This window comes from Ramlibacter lithotrophicus (genome assembly GCF_012184415.1).
GTDB classification, from domain to species: domain Bacteria; phylum Pseudomonadota; class Gammaproteobacteria; order Burkholderiales; family Burkholderiaceae_C; genus Ramlibacter; species Ramlibacter lithotrophicus.
In genome coordinates, this window is record NZ_VTOX01000001.1 from 519,103 (window position 1) to 540,125 (window position 21,023).

General features: G+C 71.3%; 23 protein-coding genes and 2 pseudogenes. 13 read left to right on the forward strand and 12 right to left on the reverse strand.

Features of this window, described 5'->3' with window-relative positions:
* The first annotated feature begins 52 nt into the window (after nucleotides 1-52).
* A complete protein-coding gene (locus tag RAMLITH_RS02455) occupies nucleotides 53-1,426 on the forward strand; it encodes a PAS domain-containing protein (RefSeq protein WP_168105733.1) in 1,374 nt (457 codons plus the stop codon).
* Here RAMLITH_RS02455 and RAMLITH_RS02460 read toward each other — a convergent pair.
* From RAMLITH_RS02460 to RAMLITH_RS02490, 7 genes are read right to left on the reverse strand one after another with little or no spacing between them, the layout of a single operon-like run.
* Nucleotides 1,423-2,037 carry a Maf family protein gene (locus RAMLITH_RS02460; protein WP_168105734.1) on the reverse strand — a complete coding sequence of 205 codons (615 nt, stop codon included), beginning with the start codon at nucleotides 2,035-2,037 and terminating at the stop codon, nucleotides 1,423-1,425. The genes RAMLITH_RS02455 and RAMLITH_RS02460 overlap by 4 nt on opposite strands.
* A 38-nt stretch (nucleotides 2,038-2,075) precedes the next feature.
* Nucleotides 2,076-2,543 carry a 23S rRNA (pseudouridine(1915)-N(3))-methyltransferase RlmH gene (gene rlmH / locus RAMLITH_RS02465; protein WP_168105735.1) on the reverse strand — a complete coding sequence of 156 codons (468 nt, stop codon included), beginning with the start codon at nucleotides 2,541-2,543 and terminating at the stop codon, nucleotides 2,076-2,078.
* Nucleotides 2,540-3,205 carry a ribosome silencing factor gene (gene rsfS, locus RAMLITH_RS02470; RefSeq protein ID WP_168105736.1) on the reverse strand — a complete coding sequence of 222 codons (666 nt, stop codon included), beginning with the start codon at nucleotides 3,203-3,205 and terminating at the stop codon, nucleotides 2,540-2,542. The genes rlmH and rsfS overlap by 4 nt, the downstream gene beginning before the upstream one ends.
* Nucleotides 3,205-3,795 (reverse strand): nicotinate-nucleotide adenylyltransferase, encoded by a 591-nt coding sequence (gene nadD, locus RAMLITH_RS02475; protein WP_168105737.1) that lies wholly within the window; start codon nucleotides 3,793-3,795, stop codon nucleotides 3,205-3,207. Before nadD ends, rsfS begins: the two co-directional genes overlap by 1 nt.
* On the reverse strand, nucleotides 3,795-4,709 hold the full coding sequence (gene hemF, locus RAMLITH_RS02480) for an oxygen-dependent coproporphyrinogen oxidase (protein ID WP_168105738.1): 915 nt from the start codon (nucleotides 4,707-4,709) through the stop codon (nucleotides 3,795-3,797). Before hemF ends, nadD begins: the two co-directional genes overlap by 1 nt.
* Complete coding sequence (gene purD, locus RAMLITH_RS02485; protein ID WP_168105739.1) at nucleotides 4,706-6,007, reverse strand: phosphoribosylamine--glycine ligase; 1,302 nt, start codon at nucleotides 6,005-6,007, stop codon at nucleotides 4,706-4,708. The genes hemF and purD overlap by 4 nt, the downstream gene beginning before the upstream one ends.
* A gap of 10 nt (nucleotides 6,008-6,017) precedes the next feature.
* Nucleotides 6,018-6,737, reverse strand: a complete 720-nt coding sequence (locus tag RAMLITH_RS02490) for a YebC/PmpR family DNA-binding transcriptional regulator (RefSeq protein WP_168105740.1) — start codon at nucleotides 6,735-6,737, stop codon at nucleotides 6,018-6,020.
* A gap of 102 nt (nucleotides 6,738-6,839) precedes the next feature.
* On the opposite strand from RAMLITH_RS02490, the gene RAMLITH_RS02495 reads away from it, so the two are divergent.
* Nucleotides 6,840-8,369 (forward strand): helicase HerA-like domain-containing protein, encoded by a 1,530-nt coding sequence (locus tag RAMLITH_RS02495; RefSeq protein WP_168105741.1) that lies wholly within the window; start codon nucleotides 6,840-6,842, stop codon nucleotides 8,367-8,369.
* A 14-nt stretch (nucleotides 8,370-8,383) separates the two neighbouring features.
* On the opposite strand, the gene RAMLITH_RS02500 is transcribed toward RAMLITH_RS02495, so the two are convergent.
* The 4 genes and pseudogenes from RAMLITH_RS02500 to RAMLITH_RS02510 all read right to left on the reverse strand — a co-directional run bounded on the left by RAMLITH_RS02500 (nucleotide 8,384) and on the right by RAMLITH_RS02510 (nucleotide 10,460).
* On the reverse strand, nucleotides 8,384-9,028 hold the full coding sequence (locus RAMLITH_RS02500) for an NrsF family protein (protein ID WP_168105742.1): 645 nt from the start codon (nucleotides 9,026-9,028) through the stop codon (nucleotides 8,384-8,386).
* Nucleotides 9,025-9,435: pseudogene (locus RAMLITH_RS26255) on the reverse strand (sigma-70 family RNA polymerase sigma factor); the annotation flags it as partial. The gene RAMLITH_RS02500 and the pseudogene RAMLITH_RS26255, both read right to left, overlap by 4 nt.
* A gap of 48 nt (nucleotides 9,436-9,483) precedes the next feature.
* Nucleotides 9,484-9,903: pseudogene (locus tag RAMLITH_RS26260) on the reverse strand (NrsF family protein); the annotation flags it as partial.
* Nucleotides 9,900-10,460, reverse strand: coding sequence for a sigma-70 family RNA polymerase sigma factor (locus tag RAMLITH_RS02510; protein ID WP_168105743.1), 561 nt, complete (start codon nucleotides 10,458-10,460; stop codon nucleotides 9,900-9,902). The gene RAMLITH_RS02510 and the pseudogene RAMLITH_RS26260, both read right to left, overlap by 4 nt.
* Before the next feature lie 171 nt (nucleotides 10,461-10,631).
* Here RAMLITH_RS02510 and RAMLITH_RS02515 point away from each other — a divergent pair, with 171 nt between their 5' ends.
* The 10 genes from RAMLITH_RS02515 (at nucleotide 10,632) to RAMLITH_RS02560 (ending at nucleotide 19,896) form a co-directional block, all read left to right on the forward strand.
* Nucleotides 10,632-10,919 carry a BufA1 family periplasmic bufferin-type metallophore gene (locus RAMLITH_RS02515; protein WP_168105744.1) on the forward strand — a complete coding sequence of 96 codons (288 nt, stop codon included), beginning with the start codon at nucleotides 10,632-10,634 and terminating at the stop codon, nucleotides 10,917-10,919.
* A 6-nt stretch (nucleotides 10,920-10,925) separates the two neighbouring features.
* A complete protein-coding gene (bufB, locus tag RAMLITH_RS02520) occupies nucleotides 10,926-11,771 on the forward strand; it encodes an MNIO family bufferin maturase (RefSeq protein WP_168105745.1) in 846 nt (281 codons plus the stop codon).
* Nucleotides 11,768-12,541 (forward strand): HvfC/BufC N-terminal domain-containing protein, encoded by a 774-nt coding sequence (locus RAMLITH_RS02525; RefSeq protein ID WP_168105746.1) that lies wholly within the window; start codon nucleotides 11,768-11,770, stop codon nucleotides 12,539-12,541. The genes bufB and RAMLITH_RS02525 overlap by 4 nt, the downstream gene beginning before the upstream one ends.
* Nucleotides 12,538-13,014, forward strand: a complete 477-nt coding sequence (locus tag RAMLITH_RS02530) for a DoxX family protein (protein ID WP_168105747.1) — start codon at nucleotides 12,538-12,540, stop codon at nucleotides 13,012-13,014. The genes RAMLITH_RS02525 and RAMLITH_RS02530 overlap by 4 nt, the downstream gene beginning before the upstream one ends.
* Before the next feature lie 65 nt (nucleotides 13,015-13,079).
* Nucleotides 13,080-14,333, forward strand: a complete 1,254-nt coding sequence (locus RAMLITH_RS02535) for a GTP cyclohydrolase II (protein ID WP_168105748.1) — start codon at nucleotides 13,080-13,082, stop codon at nucleotides 14,331-14,333.
* The gene (locus RAMLITH_RS02540; RefSeq protein ID WP_168105749.1) at nucleotides 14,330-15,598 is read left to right on the forward strand and encodes a URC4/urg3 family protein; all 1,269 of its coding nucleotides are present in this window, start codon (nucleotides 14,330-14,332) and stop codon (nucleotides 15,596-15,598) included. Before RAMLITH_RS02535 ends, RAMLITH_RS02540 begins: the two co-directional genes overlap by 4 nt.
* Nucleotides 15,599-15,646: 48 nt before the next feature.
* Nucleotides 15,647-16,276 (forward strand): uracil phosphoribosyltransferase, encoded by a 630-nt coding sequence (upp, locus tag RAMLITH_RS02545; protein ID WP_168105750.1) that lies wholly within the window; start codon nucleotides 15,647-15,649, stop codon nucleotides 16,274-16,276.
* Nucleotides 16,277-16,288: 12 nt separating this feature from the next.
* Entirely contained in the window at nucleotides 16,289-17,482 is a 1,194-nt protein-coding gene (locus tag RAMLITH_RS02550) for a tetratricopeptide repeat protein (RefSeq protein ID WP_238343978.1), read from the forward strand.
* The gene (locus RAMLITH_RS02555; RefSeq protein WP_168105751.1) at nucleotides 17,479-18,603 is read left to right on the forward strand and encodes a HupE/UreJ family protein; all 1,125 of its coding nucleotides are present in this window, start codon (nucleotides 17,479-17,481) and stop codon (nucleotides 18,601-18,603) included. The genes RAMLITH_RS02550 and RAMLITH_RS02555 overlap by 4 nt, the downstream gene beginning before the upstream one ends.
* Before the next feature lie 24 nt (nucleotides 18,604-18,627).
* Nucleotides 18,628-19,896: an amidohydrolase family protein gene (locus RAMLITH_RS02560; RefSeq protein WP_168105752.1), complete on the forward strand. Its 1,269-nt coding sequence runs from the start codon at nucleotides 18,628-18,630 to the stop codon at nucleotides 19,894-19,896.
* Nucleotides 19,897-19,915: 19 nt separating this feature from the next.
* Here RAMLITH_RS02560 and RAMLITH_RS02565 read toward each other — a convergent pair whose 3' ends face one another.
* Nucleotides 19,916-20,149, reverse strand: coding sequence for a hypothetical protein (locus RAMLITH_RS02565; protein ID WP_168105753.1), 234 nt, complete (start codon nucleotides 20,147-20,149; stop codon nucleotides 19,916-19,918).
* A gap of 134 nt (nucleotides 20,150-20,283) precedes the next feature.
* Between RAMLITH_RS02565 and RAMLITH_RS02570 the strand changes: the two genes are divergently transcribed.
* Complete coding sequence (locus tag RAMLITH_RS02570) at nucleotides 20,284-21,021, forward strand: GNAT family N-acetyltransferase (protein ID WP_168105754.1); 738 nt, start codon at nucleotides 20,284-20,286, stop codon at nucleotides 21,019-21,021.
* Nucleotides 21,022-21,023 lie beyond the last annotated feature (2 nt).

Below are 21,023 nucleotides of genomic sequence, written 5' to 3' on the forward strand. Positions count from 1 at the left end.
CGCGATGACTACTGCGCCCGCCCTGCCCTCATGCATTCAAGGCGGGGGCGACATGGGGGCGCGCATCCGCGCCTTCGCCTGGTCATCCCATCCGTTGGGCCCACCCGCCGGATGGCCGGCGACCTTGCAGATGGCGATCAGCCTGTGCCTGAACTCCAGCTTCCCCACCTGCGTGTACTGGGGTCCGGAGTGCTGGCTGCTCTACAACGACGCCTGGGCGCCGGTTCCCGCCGACAAGCACCCGGGCGCCCTCGGCCGTCCGGCGCGCGAGGTCTGGACCGACATCTGGCACGTGATCGAGCCGCAGTTCGCGCAGGTGCTGACGACCGGCGAGGGCCTGGCGCTGTGGGAGCAGATGCTCCCGATGGAGCGCGGGGGGCGCGTGCGCGAGACCTGGTGGAACTACAGCCTGACCCCCATCCGCGCCCCGGACAACACGGTGGCGGGCATCTTCAACCAGGGCCATGAGATCACCGAACTGGTCCGCGGCCGGGGCAGGCGCCTCGCGGAGATCGACCGCTGGCGCGACCTGTTCCGGCAAGCCCCCGCCGCGATCGCCCTGCTGCGCGGACCGGAGCACGTCTTCGAGATCGCGAACGACGCGTACCTGAGCCTGATCGGCCAGCGCGAGCCGGTGGGCCGCCGGGTGCGCGACGTGGTTCCGGAGGCGGAGGAGCAAGGCTTCCTGGCGCTCCTGGATGGCGTCTACCGCAGCGGCGAGCCCTACGTCGCGCGCGGCGCGGCCGTACAGCTGCAGCGCCAGCCGGACGCGGCGCCGGAACAGTTCGTGCTCGATTTCGTCTACCAGCCGGTGCGCAATGCCGCGGGCGAAGTGGACGGCATCTTCGTGCAGGTCACGGACGTCACGGACCGCTCGCGGGCCGAGGCGGCGCTGCGCGTCACCAACTGGCAGCTCGGCGAGGAGCGGGCCCGGCTGGCGGCGACCGTGGAGGCGGAGCAGCGCGCGCAGCAGGCGCTGCGGCGCTTCACCGGGACGCTGGAAGCGCAGGTGCGCAGCCGCACGGCCGAACTCAGCCGGGCGCTGGAGGCGCAGAGCGCGGTGGCCGACCGCCTGCGGGCGACGTTCCAGACCGAGCTGATCTACCAGGGCTTCATGGACACGTCAGGCGTCCTGCTGGATGCGAACAAGGCGGCGCTGGCGGGCATCCGGGCGCAGCTGCACGAGGTCGCCGGCAAGCCGCTGTGGGACACGCCCTGGTTCGCGGCCACCCCGGGCGCCGGCGACGCCATGCGTGCCGCCGTGAAGGCCGCCGTCGCCGGGCAGACCGTGCGGCGAGAGGTGGAACTGCAGTTGCCGATCGGACCGCGCCGCTTCGATTTCACGATCCGGCCGGTGTTCAATGCCAGGGGCGAGCTGGTCGGCCTGGTTCCCGAGGGCGTGGACATCACGGACACGCGCCCCTAGACGCGCAGCCCGAACGCCCGCAGCAGGCCCGCCGCCTCGAACAGCGGCAGTCCCATGATGCCGGAGTAGCTCCCGCTGATGTGCGAGATGAACGCGCCGGCGCGGCCCTGGATGGCGTAGGCGCCGGCCTTGCCCATCGGCTCGCCGCTGGCGACGTAGTCGCGGATCTGCGCCGGCGTCCAGCGGGCGAACGTGACGCGGGAGTCGCTCAGCGCGGTGCGCCGCGCGCGGCCCGACTGCACCGCCACGGCCGTCAGCACGCGGTGGGTGGTGCCGGCCAGCTCGCGCAGCATGCGGGCCGCATCAGCCGCGTCCGCCGGCTTGCCGTAGATCGTGCGGCCGCGTGCGACGGTGGTGTCGGAACACAGCACCGGCGCCGGCGGCAGGCCGCGGCGCTTCAGCCGCTCCATCGCGGCATCGAGCTTGAGGCCGGTCACGCGCTGGACGTAGCGCGCCGGCGCCTCCCCCGGCAGGACGGCCTCGAGGCCCTCCGCGTCCTCGTGCGCATCGGGCAGGAGCAGTTCATGGGCGACGCCCAGCTGCTCCAGCAACTGGCGCCGGCGCGGGCTCTGGGAGGCAAGGTAGACGAATGGGGTGTTCTTGTCGTTCATGCAAGACTCAACAGCGTCCGGCTGTCTGGCTGCCCGGATCACTCCCGATGGTACGGATGGTTCGCGTTGACCGACCATGCGCGATAGAGCTGTTCCACCAGCAGCACCCGCACCATCGCGTGCGGCAACGTCAGGTCGGACAGCCGGATGCGCTCGTGCGCCGCCTGCCTGAACCCGGGCTCCAGGCCGTCGGGGCCGCCGATCACCAGCGCCACGTCGCCGCCCTGCATCTGCCATGCCTTCAGCCGCGCGGCCAGCGCCATGGTGGTCAGCGCCGTGCCGCGCTCGTCCAGCGCGACCACGTGGGTGCCCCTGGGGATGGCGGCCTCGATGCGCTGGCGTTCGGCGGCCAGCAGCGCCGCCAGGGCCTTGCCGGCGCGCGGCTCGGTCTTGACGGCCTTGAGCTCGACGCGCAGCTCGGGCGGGAAGCGCTTGGCGTAGTCGTCCCACGCAGCCTGGGCCCAGTCCGGCACCCGCTGCCCGACGGCGACCACCGACAGCTTCATCCCTTCCTGGCTGGACTCTTCTTCGCCGGTGCGCGCCTGGCCGCCGTCTTCGCGGCCGTGCCGGACCGCCCGGCGGGTGCCTTCTTCGCGGGCGCCCTGGCCGCGCCACGCGCTTGCGTGCTCGTTGCCGTCTTCTTCGCAGTTGCCTTGCCTGCTGCCGGCGCCGCGGACCTGCTCGCGGTCTTTGCCGGTGTCTTCTTCGCTGCCGTCCTGGCGGCGCTCCTGGCGGGCGCCTTGCCGGCCGCCTTCTTCGCGGGGGCCGGTTCCGGCTCCGACGCCATGGCCGGCTTGGGTGCGCCGAACTTCAGCCGCACCGGCTTGTCGCCCCAGATCTCTTCGAGGTGGTAGTACTGCCGGATCGCCGGCTGCATGATGTGCGCCACGGCGGCACCGCAGTCGACGATGATCCACTCGCCGTTGTCCTCGCCCTCGATGCGCGGCTTGGGAAAGCCCGCCTCGCGCACCGCGTCACGGACGCTGGAAGCCAGCGCCTTGGTCTGGCGGTTGGAGGTCCCTGAGGCGACGATCACGCGCTCGAACAGCGGCGAGAGGTGCTCGGTGTTGAAGACCTGGATGTCCTGCGCCTTGACGTCCTCGAGGCCATCGACGATGGCCCGCTGGAGTTTCTGGGTGTCTTTTTTCGCGGCGGCGTTCTGGCTCATCAGGGCTGTTGGTAAAGGTGATGTCGGTCAATATAACTTGCAACGCCCGGCGCCACCAAATCGGCGATCGGGCGGCCGCTGCCGACGAGCGACCGGATGGCGGTGGCGCTGGCCGCCATCGCGGGCAGCGCGAGCGGCTGAAATCGCGCCTGCGGCGGCAGCGCGGCGCGCGTTTCGCCGGGCGTGGCGGCGCGTCCGGCGACGACGATCACCGCCAGTGCGACGACCGTCTCCCAGTCGTGCCAGCGGGTCAGTGCGGCCGCCTGGTCCTCCCCCATGACGAGGAACAGTTGCACGCCGGGCTGCTCGGCCAGCAGCTCGCGCAAGGTGTCGACGGTGTACGTGGGTCCGGCGCGGCGCAGTTCGCGGTCGTCGACCACGACCCGCGGCAGGTCCGCGAACGCCAGGCGCGCCATCGCCAGCCGGTGTCCGGCCGGGCTCAGCGTCCGGCTCTTGTGCCAGGCGTCGCCGGTCGGCAGGATGCGCAGTTCGTCGAGGGCCAGCTGGTCCACGGCGGCGCGGGCCAGCGCGGCATGGGCGACGTGAGGCGGATCGAACGCCCCGCCGAACACGCCCACGCGCCGCCCCATCAGATCCAGTCCTTGCGCACCAGGAACCTGGTCAGGAGCTGCGCCTCGGGCGATCCAGGCTCGTCCTCGCGCCGGTACGACCAGCTCGCGAGTGGCGGCATCGACATCAGGATCGACTCGGTGCGCCCGCCCGACTGCAGGCCGAAGTGGGTGCCGCGATCCCAGACCAGGTTGAACTCGACGTAGCGGCCGCGCCGGTACAGCTGGAACTCGCGCTCGCGCTCGCCGTACGGCAGGTCCCGGCGGCGCTGCAGGATGGGCAGGTAGGCCGGCACGAACGCATCGCCCACGGCCCGCACCAGCGCGAAGCTGTCGGCCGGCCCGCCTTCGGCGTAGTCGTCGAAGAAGATGCCGCCGATGCCGCGCGGCTCGCCGCGGTGCTTGTTGAAGAAATACTCGTCGCACCAGGCCTTGAAGCGCGGGTACCTGTCGGCGCCGAAGGGCGCCAGCGCGTCCCGGCATACGGTGTGGAAATGCACCGCGTCCTCTTCGAAACCGTAGTACGGCGTCAGGTCCATGCCGCCGCCGAACCAGTACACCGGCTCGGCGTCCTTCGGCATGGCGGCCAGCATCCGCACGTTCATGTGCACCGTGGGCGCATACGGGTTGCGCGGGTGGAACACCAGCGACACGCCCATGGCCTCGAACGAGGCGCCGGCCAGGTCGGGCCGGTGCTGGGTCGCCGAAGGCGGCAGGCGCGGCCCGGTCACGTGCGAGAAGCCGCAGCCGGCGCGCTCGAACACCTTGCCACCTTCCAGGATCATGCTGACGCCCTCGCCCTGCAGCGGCTCGTCGCTGCCCTTGCGCCAGGCATCGGCCATGAACGCCTTGCCGTCGACCTGCGCGAACGCCGTGGTGATGCGCTGCTGCAGCCCCTGCAGGTACGCCCGCACCTGGGCCGTCTGTTGCGTCATGGATTGCCTCGCCCGCGCGCCGGCTGCACGGCCCGGTGGCCGATGTCGCGCCGGTACTGTGCGCCGTCGAACTGGATGCCTCGCACGGCCTCGTAGGCCCGCTGCTGCGCGGCCTTGACGCTGTCGGCCAGCGCCGTGACGCACAACACGCGGCCGCCGGACGTCAGGATGGCGCCGTCCTGCCGCACCGTGCCCGCGTGGAAGACCATCGCGTCGTCGGTGGGCTTCGGCAGGCCGGAAATGGCGTCGCCCTTGCGCGGCTGCAACGGATAGCCGGCGGCGGCCATCACGACGCCGAGCGCGACCCGCCGGTCCCACTGCAGGTCCACCTGGTCCAGCGTGCCGGCCGTGGCGGCCATCATCACGTCGAAGAAGTCGCTGCGCAGCCGCATCATGATCGGCTGGGTTTCCGGGTCGCCCATGCGGCAGTTGAATTCGAGCGTCTTCGGCCGGCCCTCGGCGTCGATCATCAGCCCCGCGTACAGGAAGCCGGTATAGGGAATGCCGTCGCTCTCCATGCCCTTGACGGTCGGCAGGATGACGTCGCGCATGGCACGCGCATGCACCTGCGGCGTCACCACGGGCGCCGGCGAATACGCGCCCATGCCGCCGGTATTGGGGCCCTGGTCGGCGTCGAGCAGCCGCTTGTGGTCCTGGGAGCTCGCCAGCGGCACGACGTTGCGGCCGTCGCACAGCACGATGAAGCTCGCCTCCTCGCCCTGCAGGAACTCCTCGATGACGACCCGGGCGCCGCCCGCGTTGTGGCTGACGCCCAGCTGGTCGTCCAGCAGCATGAAGTCGATGGCCTCGTGCGCCTCGGCCGCCGTCATCGCGACGACGACGCCCTTGCCGGCGGCCAGCCCGTCGGCCTTGACCACGATCGGCGCGCCGCGCCGGTCGACGTACGCGTGCGCCGCGGCCGGATCGGTGAAGGCTTCGTATTCCGCCGTCGGGATGCCGTGGCGTTTCATGAACGCCTTGGAAAAGGCCTTGGAGCTTTCCAGCTGCGCCGCCGCCCGGGTGGGGCCGAACACGCGCAGTCCGTGGGCGCGGAAGTCGTCGACCACGCCGGCCGCCAGCGGCGCCTCCGGCCCGACCACGGTCAGCGCGATCTTCTCCTGCAGCGCCCATTGCCGCAGTTGCGCAATGTCGGTGACCGGCACGTTCACCAGCCGGGAATCCAGCGCGGTGCCGCCGTTGCCCGGGGCGACGTAGACCGCCTGCACCTTCGGTGACTGCGCCAGCTTCCAGGCCAGCGCGTGCTCGCGGCCGCCGCCGCCGATGACGAGGACTTTCATCGGGCTCGCGTCAGAGCGACGCGTTGTGGTAGACCTCCTGGACGTCGTCCAGGTCTTCCAGGACGTCCAGCAGCTTCTGCATCCGTGCCGCGTCGTCGCCCTCGAGGTCGATGGTGTTCTCCGGCCGCATGGTCACCTCGGCCACTTCGGCCTTGAGCCCCGCCTGCTCCAGCGCATCCTTCACCGCCTCGAACGCAGCCGGATCGGTGATGACCTCGATGGCGCCGTCCTCGTCGGCGATCACGTCCTCGGCGCCGGCTTCCAGCGCCACTTCCATCACCTTGTCCTCGCTGGTGCCGGGCGCCAGGATCAGCTGGCCGACGTTGCGGAACTGGAACGCCACGGAACCGGCCGTGCCCATGCTGCCGCCGTACTTGCTGAAGGCATGCCGCACCTCGGCCACCGTGCGCACCTTGTTGTCGGTCATCGTGTCCAGCATGATCGCCGCACCGCCGATGCCGTAGCCCTCGTAGCGGATTTCCTCGTACTGCACGCCCTCGAGGTTGCCGGTCGCCTTGTCGATGTTGCGCTTGATGGTGTCGGCCGGCATGTTGGCCGCCTTGGCCTTGTCCACGGCAAGCCGCAGGCGCGGATTGGCGCTCAGGTCGCCGCCGCCCTGGCGCGCCGCCACCATGATTTCACGGATGACGCGGGTCCACACCTTCCCGCGTTTTTCGTCCTGGCGGCCCTTGCGGTGCTGGATGTTCGCCCATTTACTGTGTCCGGCCACTGGGAATCCTTGGTTCGTTTCACTCGCTGCGGGGCCGGCAACCGCCGCCCCCGCCGGCAATACCACTTATATTGCGCTGTCACCAATTCTACTTTTGACGCCATGGCCGAACCTCTGCTGATCGCCCGCAACGCCGTCACCGAGTGCCGCCTGCTGCCGCAGATGGCCAACCGCCATGGCCTCGTCACCGGGGCCACGGGCACCGGCAAGACCGTCACCCTGCAGGCCCTCGCCGAAGGCCTGTCGAAGCTGGGCGTGCCGGTGTTCCTGTCGGACGTCAAGGGCGACCTCACCGGCATCAGCCAGGCCGGCGACACCGCCGCCAAGCTCGGCAAGGTGCTCACCGAGCGCGGCCTGCCCCTGCCCGAGCCGTTCGCCTGTCCCACCATGCTGTGGGACGTGTTCGGCGAACAAGGGCACCCGGTGCGCGCCACCGTCTCCGACATGGGGCCGCTGCTGCTCGGACGCATGCTGGGCCTGAACGAAACCCAGTCCGGCGTCCTCAACCTGGTCTTCAAGATCGCCGACGACAATGGCCTGCTGCTCCTGGACCTGAAGGACCTGCGGGCCATGCTGCGCCACGTGGGCGACAACGCGGCGCAGTTCCGCACCCAGTACGGCAACATCAGCGCCGCCAGCGTCGGCATCATCCAGCGCGGGCTGCTGCAGATCGAGAGCCAGGGCGGCGACAGGTTCTTCGGCGAGCCCATGCTGGACATCGCCGACTTCCTGCAGACCGACGAGAAAGGCCACGGCTTCGTCAACGTCCTGGCCGCCGACAGGCTGCTGCAGTCGCCGCGCCTGTACGCCACCTTCCTGCTGTGGCTGTTGTCGGAACTGTTCGAACAGCTGCCCGAGATCGGCGACCCCGAGCAGCCCAAGCTGGTCTTCTTCTTCGACGAGGCGCACCTGCTGTTCGACGAGGCGCCCAAGGTGCTGGTGGAGCGGATCGAACTGGTGGTGCGCCTGGTGCGGTCCAAGGGCGTGGGCGTGTTCTTCGTCACCCAGAACCCGCTGGACGTCCCCGACAGCGTGCTGGCGCAACTGGGCAACCGGGTGCAGCACGCGCTGCGCGCCTACACGCCGCGCGACCAGAAGGCGGTGCGCGCGACGGCGCAGACCATGCGCGAGAACCCCTCGCTCGACATCGAAACGGCCATCACGGAACTGGCCATCGGCGAAGCGCTCGTGAGCTTCCTGGACGCGAAGGGCCGGCCCAGCGTCACCGAGCGCGCCTACGTGCTGCCGCCGGGGAGCCGCCTCGGCCCCATCACCCCGGCCGAGCGGCAGGCGCTCCTCGACGGTTCGCTGGTCGCCGGCGTCTATGAGAAGGTCGTCGACCGCGTTTCCGCGCACGAGGAACTGGCGCAGCGCACGGCCGGGGCGCTCGGCGCCGCGCCGGCGCCGGGCCAGGCCGCGGACGCGCCCACGGCGGAAGCACCGGCCGAGGGCGGCGGCCTGATGGGCGAGCTGGGCAAGATGGTGTTCGGCTCCACCGGGCCGCGCGGCGGCCGGCGCGAGGGCCTTGCCGAAAGCATGGCCAAGTCCGCGGTACGCAGCATCGGCAGCGCCGTCGGGCGCGAGATCATCCGCGGCGTCCTGGGCGGGATCATCGGCGGCCGGCGCCGCTGAGGTTCCTCAGCGGCTCACCAGCGCAGCAGGCGGGGCCCGAGCACTGCGCCGGCGGCCGTCGGGACGGCGATGCCGGCGACGTACCACACGGCCAGGAACGGCGCCGCCAGTTCCGGGCAGTGGAAGGCATAGATGGCCGCGCCGGCGGCCCCCGCCACCAGGCCCGCGCAGGCCCCGGCCAGCGCCGGACGCGTCGGCGCGAGGCTGGACAGCGCGGCGAACATCGACCCGAAGACCGGCAGCGAAATCACCGCGATGCTGGCGCTGCAGGTGCGCCAGGTCTGGCCCAGCACGAGCGCCGGACGTCGTTCCTCCGGGGCCAGAACCAGCGTCACCGCGGCCAGCGCCCACAAGGCGAGCAGCGGCCCGGCGATCCCGATCCAGGCGGACCCCGGCTTCACCCCCGGACGCGCGAGGCGTTGCAGCGTGACCAGCGCGGCTGCGGACAACACCGCCGGCAACAGCAGCTTCACCCAGAACATCGGCAACGCGACGACCTGGTCCAGGTCGTCGCGCACGCCATAGCCGAGCAGCGCCATCACGACGCCCGCCAGCGGCAGGCCGGCCGCCAGCGCCAGCGCCAGCCGGCGGCTCGCGGCGTGGCGCCGCACGGGAACCGCGTCGGCGGCCAGCAGGCCGATCAGGTCCTCGGTTCTCATGCGGCGGCTCCCACGAGTTTGGCCAATGCCTTCAGGCCCCGGTGGATCCCGACCTTCACCGCTGATTCCGACAGCCCGGTGATCCGTGCCGTCTCGGCCACCGAGAGTCCCTGCAGCTTGACGCAGCGGATCGGCGCGCGCTGCTTCTCCGGCAGAGTGTCCAGCAGCCCATCGAGGTCGCGGCGGGCGTCGCTCGCCTCGGTCTCGCTCGCGGCGAACAGCGCCGTCTCGTCGTCGAGCGGGTCGTGCAGGCTCTCGCGAGCCGACTTGGCGCGCAGCACGTCGATCAGCTTGTGCCGGGCGATCGCGTGGGCCCACGCCGTGAGCGGCTGGTCGGGCTGGTAGGTGTGGCGAACGTTATGCATCGCGAGCAGGCACTCCTGGACGACGTCTTCCACTTCATCTGGCCGCCATGGCCGAACCTCTGCTGATCGCCCGCAACGCCCGAAGACCGGCAGCGAAATCACCGCGATGCTGGCGCTGCAGGTGCGCCAGGTCTGGCCCAGCACGAGCGCCGGACGTCGTTCCTCCGGGGCCAGAACCAGCGTCACCGCGGCCAGCGCCCACAAGGCGAGCAGCGGCCCGGCGATCCCGATCCAGGCGGACCCCGGCTTCACCCCCGGACGCGCGAGGCGTTGCAGCGTGACCAGCGCGGCTGCGGACAACACCGCCGGCAACAGCAGCTTCACCCAGAACATCGGCAACGCGACGACCTGGTCCAGGTCGTCGCGCACGCCATAGCCGAGCAGCGCCATCACGACGCCCGCCAGCGGCAGGCCGGCCGCCAGCGCCAGCGCCAGCCGGCGGCTCGCGGCGTGGCGCCGCACGGGAACCGCGTCGGCGGCCAGCAGGCCGATCAGGTCCTCGGTTCTCATGCGGCGGCTCCCACGAGTTTGGCCAATGCCTTCAGGCCCCGGTGGATCCCGACCTTCACCGCTGATTCCGACAGCCCGGTGATCCGTGCCGTCTCGGCCACCGAGAGTCCCTGCAGCTTGACGCAGCGGATCGGCGCGCGCTGCTTCTCCGGCAGAGTGTCCAGCAGCCCATCGAGGTCGCGGCGGGCGTCGCTCGCCTCGGTCTCGCTCGCGGCGAACAGCGCCGTCTCGTCGTCGAGCGGGTCGTGCAGGCTCTCGCGAGCCGACTTGGCGCGCAGCACGTCGATCAGCTTGTGCCGGGCGATCGCGTGGGCCCACGCCGTGAGCGGCTGGTCGGGCTGGTAGGTGTGGCGAACGTTATGCATCGCGAGCAGGCACTCCTGGACGACGTCTTCCACTTCATCTGGCCAGCCGTACAGGCGCCGCGCCAGAAACGCGCGCAGGTGGGCGCCGAGCCTGACCAGGAAGGCGTGGTAGGCCGCGGCATCGCCGTCCAGCCCGCGCAAAAACAGCGCGCGCAACTGTGCTTCGACATCACTGGCTGGCCTGCTCGTCATCGGGCTTCCCTTGCCTGTTCGGTGCGCCAGGCATTCCGGTTACAGGAGGCCGGAAAAATAAATACGCGGCTCCTGGCCGGCGCCGCGTAACCGGCGGATCCCGCGGGCCGAACTGGAAAGCACGGCGCCGCCGGCGCCGTCACGCCTTCCTCAACCGACCGGAGTCCACGCATGAACACCTCCTCTTTCGCGCTCACCGCCTTTGCCCTCGCCCTGGCCAGCGGCGCCGCCATGGCCCAGAAGGACGCCAAGCCGATGGGCGACAAGATGGCCGCCATGGAGAAATGCTACGGCGTTTCGCTGGCCGGCCAGAACGATTGCAAGGCCGGCGCCGGCACCACCTGCGCCGGCAGCTCGAAGGCCGACTACCAAGGCAACGCCTTCAAGAACGTTCCCGCCGGCACCTGCACCACGATCAAGACGCCCAAGGGCATGGGTTCGCTCACCCCCAAGGTCTGAAAAACCGTGACCCAACCGCTGTCGGCCGGGCTGGGACTGAAATTCGAGCATGCCGGGGCCGCCCTCGCCTGCCGGTTGCCCGGCCTCTGGTTCGAAGTGCATGCCGAGAACGGCATGGTGCCCGGTGGGCCGAGGTTGCGCTGGCTTGAGGCGATCCGTGCCGCGCATCCGCTGTCGCTGCACGGCGTGGCGCTGTCGCTGGCGGGCGCCGAGCCGCTGGACGCCGCGCACCTGGGGCGGCTGGCGGCGCTGGTGCGCCACCTGGAGCCCGAGCTGGTGTCCGAGCACCTGGCCTGGTCGGGTTGGGGCGGACGCTCCTTCCCGGACCTGCTGCCCTTCCCGCGCACGACCGGGGCGTTGCGACACATCGCGTCGCGCATTGCGCACACCCAGTCGGTCCTCGGCCGGCGCATCGCCATCGAAAATCCGTCGCACTACCTGCGCATGGACCACGACTGGGACGAGATCGATTTCCTGGCCGAGCTGTCCACCCGGACCGGGTGCGGGCTGCTGCTGGACGTCAACAACGTCCACGTTTCGGCGCACAACCTCGGATTCGATGCGGCCGCCTGGCTCGACCGCGTTCCGGGCGACGCGGTCATGGAAATCCACCTCGCGGGCCACAGCAGCGACCCGGCGCTCGGCGCCGCGCTGCTGGTCGACTCGCACGACGCGCCGGTGGCCCCGCCGGTGTGGGCGCTCTACCGCCGGCTGCTCGCCCGCATCGGCCCGCGTCCCACGCTGATCGAGCGCGACGCGAACATCCCGCCATTCGAGGACCTGCTGGCCGAGCGTGCGGTGGCTGCCGACGCCTTGCAGCCAGCGGACCAGCCATTGGCGGTGGCGCCATGACCGCCCCGGACTTTCACCGCGCCTTCTCGCAGGCGCTGTTCGCAGGGCCGCACGAGGCGCCAGGACCGCTGGCGGCGCTCACGGCACAGCCGGGATTCGCCGTCCACCGGAACACGGTCATGAAAGGCTGCGTCGACGCACTGGAAGCGAACTTCCCGACGGTGGTGCGGCTGGTCGGCCGCGACTGGTTCCGCGCGGCCGCGGCGATCCACGCGACGGCCGAGCCGCCACGGGATGCTCGCCTGCTGTTCTACGGCGAGGGCTTTGCCGCCTTCCTGGAAACGTTCGGGCCGGCGCGGGAACTGCCTTACCTGCCGGGGGTCGCCAGGCTGGATCGCGCCTGGATCGAGGCCCACGCCGCGCCGGACGCGCCCGTCGACCTCGCCTGGTTCGCCGGACTTGCCCCCGGCGCCCTGGCCGCCGCCGGCGTCGCACCGCATCCCGCGGCGCGCTGGCACTGGTTTGCCGACCAGCCGGTGTTCACCATCTGGCAGCGCAACCGTGTCGGCAGCGAAGACGACGGTGAGATCGCCTGGCGCGGCGAAGGCGCCTTGTTCACGCGGCCCGCCGCCGGCGTCACATGGCGCGAGGCGAGCCAGGCGGAGTGCGTCTTCCTCGACGCCTGCACCGACGGGGTGGCGCTGGCGCAAGCCGCCGCAGCGGCGCTGCGGGTGGAGCCCGGCACCGACCTTGCGCAGCTGCTGGCGGGGCTGTTGCGAGCCGGCGCGCTCGTCCGCGCATCGACAGCCAACCACGGAGACAGGCCATGAGAACCTTCTCGCACACCGGCGGCACGCCCGCCGCGGCCGGGTTGCACACACGCTGGAATGCCGGCAGCGCCCTGCTGCAGCGCCTGATCACCCACGACCTGCTGGCCGCCGCCAGCCGCCTCGCCATCGCCGCGATCTTCTTCCTCTCGGGCCGCACGAAGGTCGAGGGCTGGTTCAGCGTCACCCCGGGCGCCTACGAACTGTTCCGCACCGAGTACCGGTTGCCGTTCCTCGCGCCCGAGGTGGCGGCCCAACTCGCGGCCGGCGCCGAGCATCTGTTCCCGCTGCTGCTGGTGCTGGGCCTGTTCACCCGGCCTGCCGCGCTGGCGCTGCTGGGCATGACGCTGGTGATCCAGCTCTTCGTCTACCCGGATGCCTGGCCGACCCATCTGTCGTGGGCGGCGCTGCTGCTGTACCTCGCCGGCCGAGGCGCCGGCCGACTGTCGCTCGACCGGATGCTGGGTCTCGCCTGACGCGCACCGGCCGCGCCTGCGCCGCGGGGGGCGCGATGCTACATTGCCCTCTTTGAGGGCTCGCCATGTCCGTCGAAGCACCAGCGCCCCGCCACATCCGCCTCACCTCGCATGCCGGCGGCTACGGCGCGCTGCCCATCCAGTGGGGCGCGGCGACGCCGGCCGAGCGCGGCCCGGTCGTCGGCACCACCACCCAGCGCAGCCACCGCAACGTCATCGGGACGCACAGCGGTTCGTACAGCGTGTACCGGGCCCTGGCCGTGGCGGCCGGGGCCTTGTCGCGGCAACACAAGGCGGATCTCACCAACACGGCGCCCACCGACGAGATCGGCCCGTATCCGCAATGGAGCGATCCCGGCAGGATCGTCAGCCTCGACCCCTGGGGCGCGGTCGTGTCGCAGGCGTTCGCCGCCGAGCTGGCGGCCGGCTACGACATCCGACCGACCATCGCCGTGACGAAGGCGCACGTTGTGCTGCCGGAAGTGATCGATGCCCTGCAGAAGGGCCGGCTGCGCGCCGACGGCCGCATCCTCACGGAAGGTGGCGCCGCCATGGTGACGAAGGCCGCGATCGAGCCGGTGTGGTGGCTGCCCGGCGTCGCGGACCGCTTCGGCTGCACCGAGGCCGACCTGCGCCGGGTGCTGTTCGAGGAAACCGGCGGCATGTATCCCGAGCTGGTGACGCGCAGCGACCTCGAGGTGTTCCTGCCGCCCATCGGCGGCCAGACCGTCTACATCTTCGGCAACCCGCGCGACCTGGCGAACCCCGACGTCGAGCTCACGGCCCGCGTGCACGACGAGTGCAACGGCTCCGACGTGTTCGGCTCCGACATCTGCACCTGCCGGCCATACCTCACCCATGCCATCGAGGAATGCATCCAGGGCGCGCAGCGCGGCGGCGTCGGGCTGGTGTCCTACTCGCGCAAGGAGGGCCGGGCCCTGGGCGAGGTCACCAAGTTCCTGGTCTACAACGCGCGCAAGCGGCAGGCTGGCGGCGACACCGCCGACCAGTATTTCGCGCGCACCGAGTGCGTCGCCGGCGTGCAGGACATGCGCTTCCAGGAGTTGATGCCGGACGTGCTGCACTGGCTGGGCGTGCGCAGGATCCACCGGCTGGTGTCGATGAGCAACATGAAGTACGACGCCATCGCCGGCTCCGGCATCGAGATCGGCCGCCGGGTCAACATCCCAGACGAGCTGATCCCGGCGGATGCCCGTGTCGAGATGAACGCCAAGATGGCGGCGGGCTATTTCAGCCCTGGCCCGGCGCCGGACGCGAGCGAACTGAAGAACACCAGGGGCCGGAGGCTGGAACCATGAGCAGCACCCATCTCGGATCGCCGCACGCGCAGGCCGAGGAAGCCGCGGACCTGCTGCGCACCACGCACGCCATCCGCGAGCGCGCCGGGCAGTTGCTGGCCCGGGCGCGCGGCGGCGGGTCGCGCTGGTTCGAGGTCGATGACGGCGCCATCGACGGCGCGGCCGGGGAGGTCGTTGCCGCCATGCGGCAGCGCTATCCGAAACTGCACGTGCCGCTGCACAGCCGCTGGCGCCACTTCGAGGCGGGCGGCGTGGACCGCAAGGCGGAGCTGGACCGCCGGCTGGCGCACCTGCCGCCGGTGAGCCGCGCGCATGCCTTGATCGACCTGACGGTCGTCAGCGTGCTGCTCGACGCCGGCGCCGGCCCCGACTGGAAGTACACCGACGCGGCCAGCGGCCGCAGCTACACCCGCTCCGAAGGCCTCGCCGTCGCCAGCTACCACGCCTTCACCAGCGGGCTGTTCTCCAGCGACAAGGAGCACCCGATGCGGGTGGACTCCACCGGGTTGCGGTCGCTGGTGCGCGACCACCTGGCCGGAGCGTTCCAGGTGACCCAGGCCAACCCGATGCCAGGCTTCGACGACCGCGTGATCCTGTTGCGGCGGCTGGGCGAAGTGATGCAGGAAGAGCCTGAGGTCTTCGGCGAGGAAGGCCGGCCCAGCGGCCTCTTCGACATGTTGATCGCGCCGGCCGGCGCGGCCGTGCCGCCCACCGCCGCGGTCGCGGCCCACGACATCCTGTCGCAGGTGCTGTCCAGCCTGGCGCCGATCTGGCCGGCGGCCAACACCATCGCCGGCGTGCCGCTGGGCGACTGCTGGCGCCACCCGGCGGTGCGCGGCGAGGGGCTGTCGGACGGCTGGATGCCGTTGCACAAGCTGTCGCAATGGCTCACCTATTCGCTGGTCGAACCGTTCGAGTGGGCCGGCGTGCGCGTCCACCACCTGGACGCGCTCACGGCGCTGGCCGAGTACCGCAACGGCGGGCTGATGCTGGACAGCGGGCTGCTGCGCCTGCGCGACGCGGCCGCCGCGCAGGAATTGTGGCAGCCGGGCGACGAGATCGTCGTCGAGTGGCGGGCCTTGACCGTTGCCCTGATGGACGAAGTGGCCGATGCGGTGCGCCGGCAGCTGAAGATGACGCCCGGGCAGCTGCCGCTGGCCTGCGTGCTGGAGGGCGGCAGCTGGGCCGCCGGGCGCGAGCTGGCGCAGCAGCGGCGCGGGGGCCTCGCGCCGCTGCGGGTGGCGAGCGACGGCACGCTGTTCTAATGGAGGCAGGCCGGGCGAGTGCCGGCCGACAAACACGGAAAAGGAAGAATGAGCAACGTTCACGTGATCGACCATCCGCTGGTGCAGCACAAGCTGACCCTCATGCGCAAGAAGGAGGCCAGCACCAACAGCTTCCGCCGCCTGCTCAACGAGCTGGCGATGCTGATGGCCTACGAGGTGACGCGCGACATGGCGATGCAGGAGGTGCAGATCGAGACGCCCCTGGAGACCATGACCGCCAAGGTGATCGACGGCAAGAAGCTGGTCTTCGTCTCGATCCTGCGCGCCGGCACCGGCATCCTGGACGGCATGTTGAGCGTCGTGCCGGGGGCGCGCGTCGGCCACATCGGCCTGTACCGCGACCCGAAGACGCTGACGGCCGTGGAGTACTACTTCAAGATGCCGCAGAACATGCACGACCGGGACGTGGTCGTGGTCGACCCCATGCTCGCCACCGGCAATTCGGCGATCGCCGCCGTCGAGCGCCTGAAGGAGCTGCAGCCCAAGTCGATCAAGTTCGTCTGCCTGCTCACCTGCCCCGAAGGCGTGGCGGCGCTGCAGCAGGCGCATCCGGACGTGCCGATCTACACGGCCGCCATCGACCGCCAGCTCGACGAGCACGGCTACATCCTGCCCGGCCTGGGCGACGCCGGCGACCGGATCTTCGGCACCAAGTAGCGCGCTCTCCGGATGCTCTTGTCGAATGCCATGCCGCGCTGGGCGGCTGCGGCGCTGCTCGCATGCGCCGCGTGCGTCCATGCCGCGCCGTTCACCCCCGCCAGCGACAGCGAGGTCGTCGAGCGCCTCCCGGGCGCCGGCGATCCCCTGCTGCGCCGCGTCGAGTCGCTGCGCAGGCAGCTCGCGGCGCGACCCGACGATGCCGGGCTGCGACTGGAGATCGGGAGGCGCTACTTCCAGCTGGCGATGGCGCAGGGCGACCCCCGCTACGTCGGCTACGCCGCCGCCGTCATCGCGCCGCTGGCGGCCACGGGATCGGACAACGCCGCCTACTGGCTGCTGCACGGGCAGATCCGGCAATACGGCCACGACTTCGCCGGCGCGCTCAAGAGCCTGGAAAAGGCAAGCGAGCTCGACCTGCAATCCGCCGAGCCGATCGCCTGGCGCGCGGCCATCCACATGGTGCAGGCCCAGTACGACCAGGCGCTTTCGGAGTGCACGAAACTGGTGCCGCTGGCGCATCCGCTGCATGCGCACGGGTGCACCGCCTACGTGCAGGCGAGCACGGGCAGCCTGGCGCCCGCCTACGACGCGCTCAAGCGGGCGCTGGCCGCGGGCAGCGACGTCGCGCCCGAACTGGCGCTGTGGATCCGCACCCGGCTCGCGGAGATGGCCATCCGCCTTGGCCGCAACGACGACGCCGACCACCATTTCAACGAAGCGCTGAAGCTGGGCGTGGTCGACCAGTTCCTGCTGGGCGCCTACGCCGACTTCCTCCTGGACCAGCGGCGGGCCGGCGAGGTGCTGACCTTGCTGGCCGGCTGGGAGCGCTCGGACATCCTGCTGCTGCGACTGGCGCTGGCCGGGCGTGCCGCCAACGATGCGCGCGCCGCCGGCTGGGCGCGCCAGCTGCGCGAGCGCTTCGCGGCGGCCAGCCAGCGCGGCGACCGGCTGCACGAGCAGGAGGCCGCGCGCTTCGAACTCGACGTGGAAGGTCGTCCCGGGCCGGCGCTGGCGCTCGCCTCGCGCAACTACCAGCTGCAGAAGGAGCCGCGCGACGCGCAAGTCCTGATGCGCGCCGCGCTGGCGGCCGGCCAGCCGCAAGCGGCGAAGCCGGCGCTCGACTGGCTGCAGTCCAGCGGCTACGAGGACCCCGTGCTGGCCGCGCTGGCGCAGCAACTGGCGTCCAGGGGGGCGGCCCGATGAAGCGCTGGCTCCTGCTGCTGGTGGCCCTCCTGCTGCCGCTGGCCGCGCTGGCGCACAAGCCGAGCGACAGCTACCTGACGCTGCGCGCCAGCGCAGGCGGCGGCGAGATCGCCGTGCGCTGGGACATCGCGCTGCGCGACCTCGATTACGTGCTGGAACTCGACCGCGACGGCGACGGCGCCCTGACCTGGGGCGAGGTGCGCCAGCGCGCCGACGACATCACCGGTTACGCCACCAGCCGGCTCGAGCTGCGCGCCGGCAACGCAACCTGCGAGTGGAGCACGGCCGGGCCGCTGATGCTGGAGCGGCATAGCGACGGCACCTATGCCGTGCTGGCCCTGAGGGCCGATTGCGCCGGCCTCGCCGCAGGGCTGCGCGCGCGCTACTCGCTGCTGTTCGACGTCGATCCCTCGCACCGTGGCCTGGTCCAGTGGATCGCGCCCGGCAACCCCTCGCAAGCGCTCATCTTCGGCGCCGAGTCGGCGCAGCAGGCGCTGCCGATGCAGCCGCCCGGCCCCTGGCAGACGCTCAAGCAGTACGTCGCCGACGGCGTGTGGCACATCTGGATCGGCTACGACCACATCCTGTTCCTGCTCGCGCTGCTGCTGCCTTCGGTGCTGGTGGTGCGGCGCCACGGCCAGTGGGAATCGGCGCCCGGCTTGCGGGGGGCGGCCGGCGACGTGTTCAAGGTGGTGACCGCATTCACCGTGGCGCACTCGATCACCCTCAGCCTCGCGGCGCTGGAAGTCGTCAGCCTGCCGTCGCGGCTGGTCGAATCGGCCATCGCCGCGTCCGTCGTGCTGGCGGCGCTGAACAACCTGCGCCCGACCGCGGCCTCGCGGCGCTGGATCGCGGCGTTCGTCTTCGGGCTGATCCACGGTTTCGGCTTTGCCTCGGTGCTGGCCGACCTCGGGCTGCCGCGCGACGCGCTGGTACTGGCGCTGGTCGGCTTCAACGTCGGGGTGGAGCTGGGCCAGCTGGCGATCGTGGCGGTGTTCCTGCCGGTCGCCTTCGCGCTGCGCCACACGCTGTTCTACCGGTTCGGCGTGGTCAAGATCGGCTCGATCCTGGTGGCGCTGCTCGCGGCCTGGTGGTTCGTGCAGCGGGCGTTCGACCTCTGAGCTTGCCTCACCGGAGAAGACAACATGCTCGACCTCCTCGTCGCCAACTGCGCCCTGCCCGACGGCCGCACCGGGATGTCGGTCGCGGTCCAGGACGGGCTGATCACCGAAGTCGCCGCGCACCTGCGGGCGCCGGCCCACGAGACCGTGGACGCCGGCGGCTGCCTGCTGTCGCCGCCGTTCTGCGATCCGCACTTCCACATGGATTCGGTGCTCACGTACGGCAAGCCGCGCGTCAACGAAAGCGGCACGCTGCTGGAAGGCATCGCCCTCTGGGGGGAACTCAAGCCACGGCTCGCGGCCGACGAGATCATCGAGCGCGCCCTCGCCTACTGCGACTGGGCCGTCGCGCGCGGCCTGCTCGCCATCCGCAGCCATGTCGACACCAGCGATCCGGGCCTCCTGGCCGTTCACGCGCTGCTCGAAGTGCAGCGGCGAGTCGCGCCCTACATCGAGCTGCAACTGGTCGCGTTTCCGCAGGACGGCGTGCTGCGCAGCAAAGGCGGCGTCGGAAACCTCGAACGCGCGTTGGACCTGGGTGTCGAGGTCGTCGGCGGCATCCCGCACTTCGAGCGCACCATGAGCGAGGGCGCGGCGAGCGTGAAGCTGCTGTGCGAGATCGCCGCGCAACGCGGCAAGCTGGTGGACATGCACTGCGACGAGACCGACGACCCGCTGTCGCGGCACATCGAGACGCTGGCGTTCGAGGCGCAGCGGCTGGGACTGCAGGGCCGCGTCACCGGCTCGCACTGCACTTCCATGCACGGCATGGACAACTACTACGCGTCCAAGCTGATCCCGTTGATCGCCGAGAGCGGCGTGAGCGTTGTCGCCAATCCGCTGATCAACATCACGCTGCAGGGCCGGCACGACAGCTACCCGAAGCGCCGCGGCATGACCCGCGTGCCCGAGCTGATGGCCGCGGGGGTCACCGTCGCCTTCGGCCACGACTGCGTGCTGGATCCCTGGTACGGAATGGGCTCCGGCGACATGCTGGAGGTGGCCCACATGGGCCTGCACGTGGCGCAGATGACGAGCCAGGCCGGCATGCGCGCCTGCTTCGATGCGGTGACCACGAACGCGGCCAGGGTGATGCACCTGGAAGGCTATGGCCTGGAGCCCGGTTGCGAGGCGAGCTTCGTGCTGCTGCAGGCGCGGGACGCGGTAGAGGCGATCAGGCTGCGGGCGAACCGGCTGCGGGTGTGGCGAAAGGGAAGACTGCTGGCGCGGACGCCGGAAGCGGTGACGGCGCTGCAGCTCGACGGAAGGCCCGCTTCGGTGCGCTTCGGGTGAGGTCCGGGGGCGTCGGCGCCTACCCGGCCTGCGGGCCGGGCGGCTGCCCGCTGCCCGCGTCGCGTGCCTGCTGCAGTTGCAGCGACAGCGCCTTCACCCGGTCGGCGGCGGCGCGCCAGCGGCCGTAGGCCTGCACCCGCTCGTCGGGCGGCAGCGCCGGCACGGCCACCCGGCGCCACAGCACGCGCTCCTCGGAGAGCGCCTCCTGGTAGGCGGCACGCAGTGGTTCGGCGGAAGGAGACGTTTCATTCATGGCGTGCGGCGGGGGACGGCACCGACCCTTGTAGCAGTTCCAGCGTCCGGCGCCGAATGTCCCCCTGTCAGTTCTGACAGGAGCGGTGTCACCTGGACGGCTGCAGCCGGTCCAGGCTGCGCCAGAATGGCTCCATGGACGAGATCGAGGCGATCGAACGGGCGACGCTGGCGGCGGTGCCGCCGCAGCGGCTGGTGCAGTGGGAGCAATGGCTGCTCGCCTTCGACGACGGCACGGTGGGCCGCTGCCACAGCGCGGTGCCGCTGCGGCACGAGGCGCCGGCACCCGGCCTGCTCGCGCAGATCGAGCACCGCTATGCCGATGCGGGCCGGCCGGCCGTCCTGCGGGTGCCGGAAGCGGCCGCGTTCGACACCTTGCGGGGGGAACTGCGGGCGCGGGGCTACCGGCGCGAGAAACCGACGCTGGTGCAGGTTGCGCGGGTGGATGGGTTGACCGGACTGGCCGGCAGCGGCGGCCACGTTGAGCTCACCGAGACGCCGAGCGCCGACTGGGAGCAGGTGTTCCTCGGCGAAGGTTTCGATCCCGTGGACGGCGCGAGCCGCCTGGCCATCCTGCGGCGCGGGCGCGATTCGGTGTTCGCCAGCGTGCAGGAACACGGCCGCACGGTGGCCGTCGGCTCGGCGTGCTTCAGCCAAGGCTGGTGCGGCGTGCACGGCATGCGCACGCTGCCGGCGCAGCGCGGCCGCGGCCTCGCCTCAGCGGTGCTCGCGGCACTGGGCCGGGCGGCCTACGAACGCGCCGTCGAGCGCTGCTTCCTGCAGGTTCAGCAGGACAACGCGGTCGCGTGCTCCCTGTACGCAGCGCGGGGCTTCGCGACTGCCTGGGGCTACGCGTACTGGACGAAGGCCTAGCC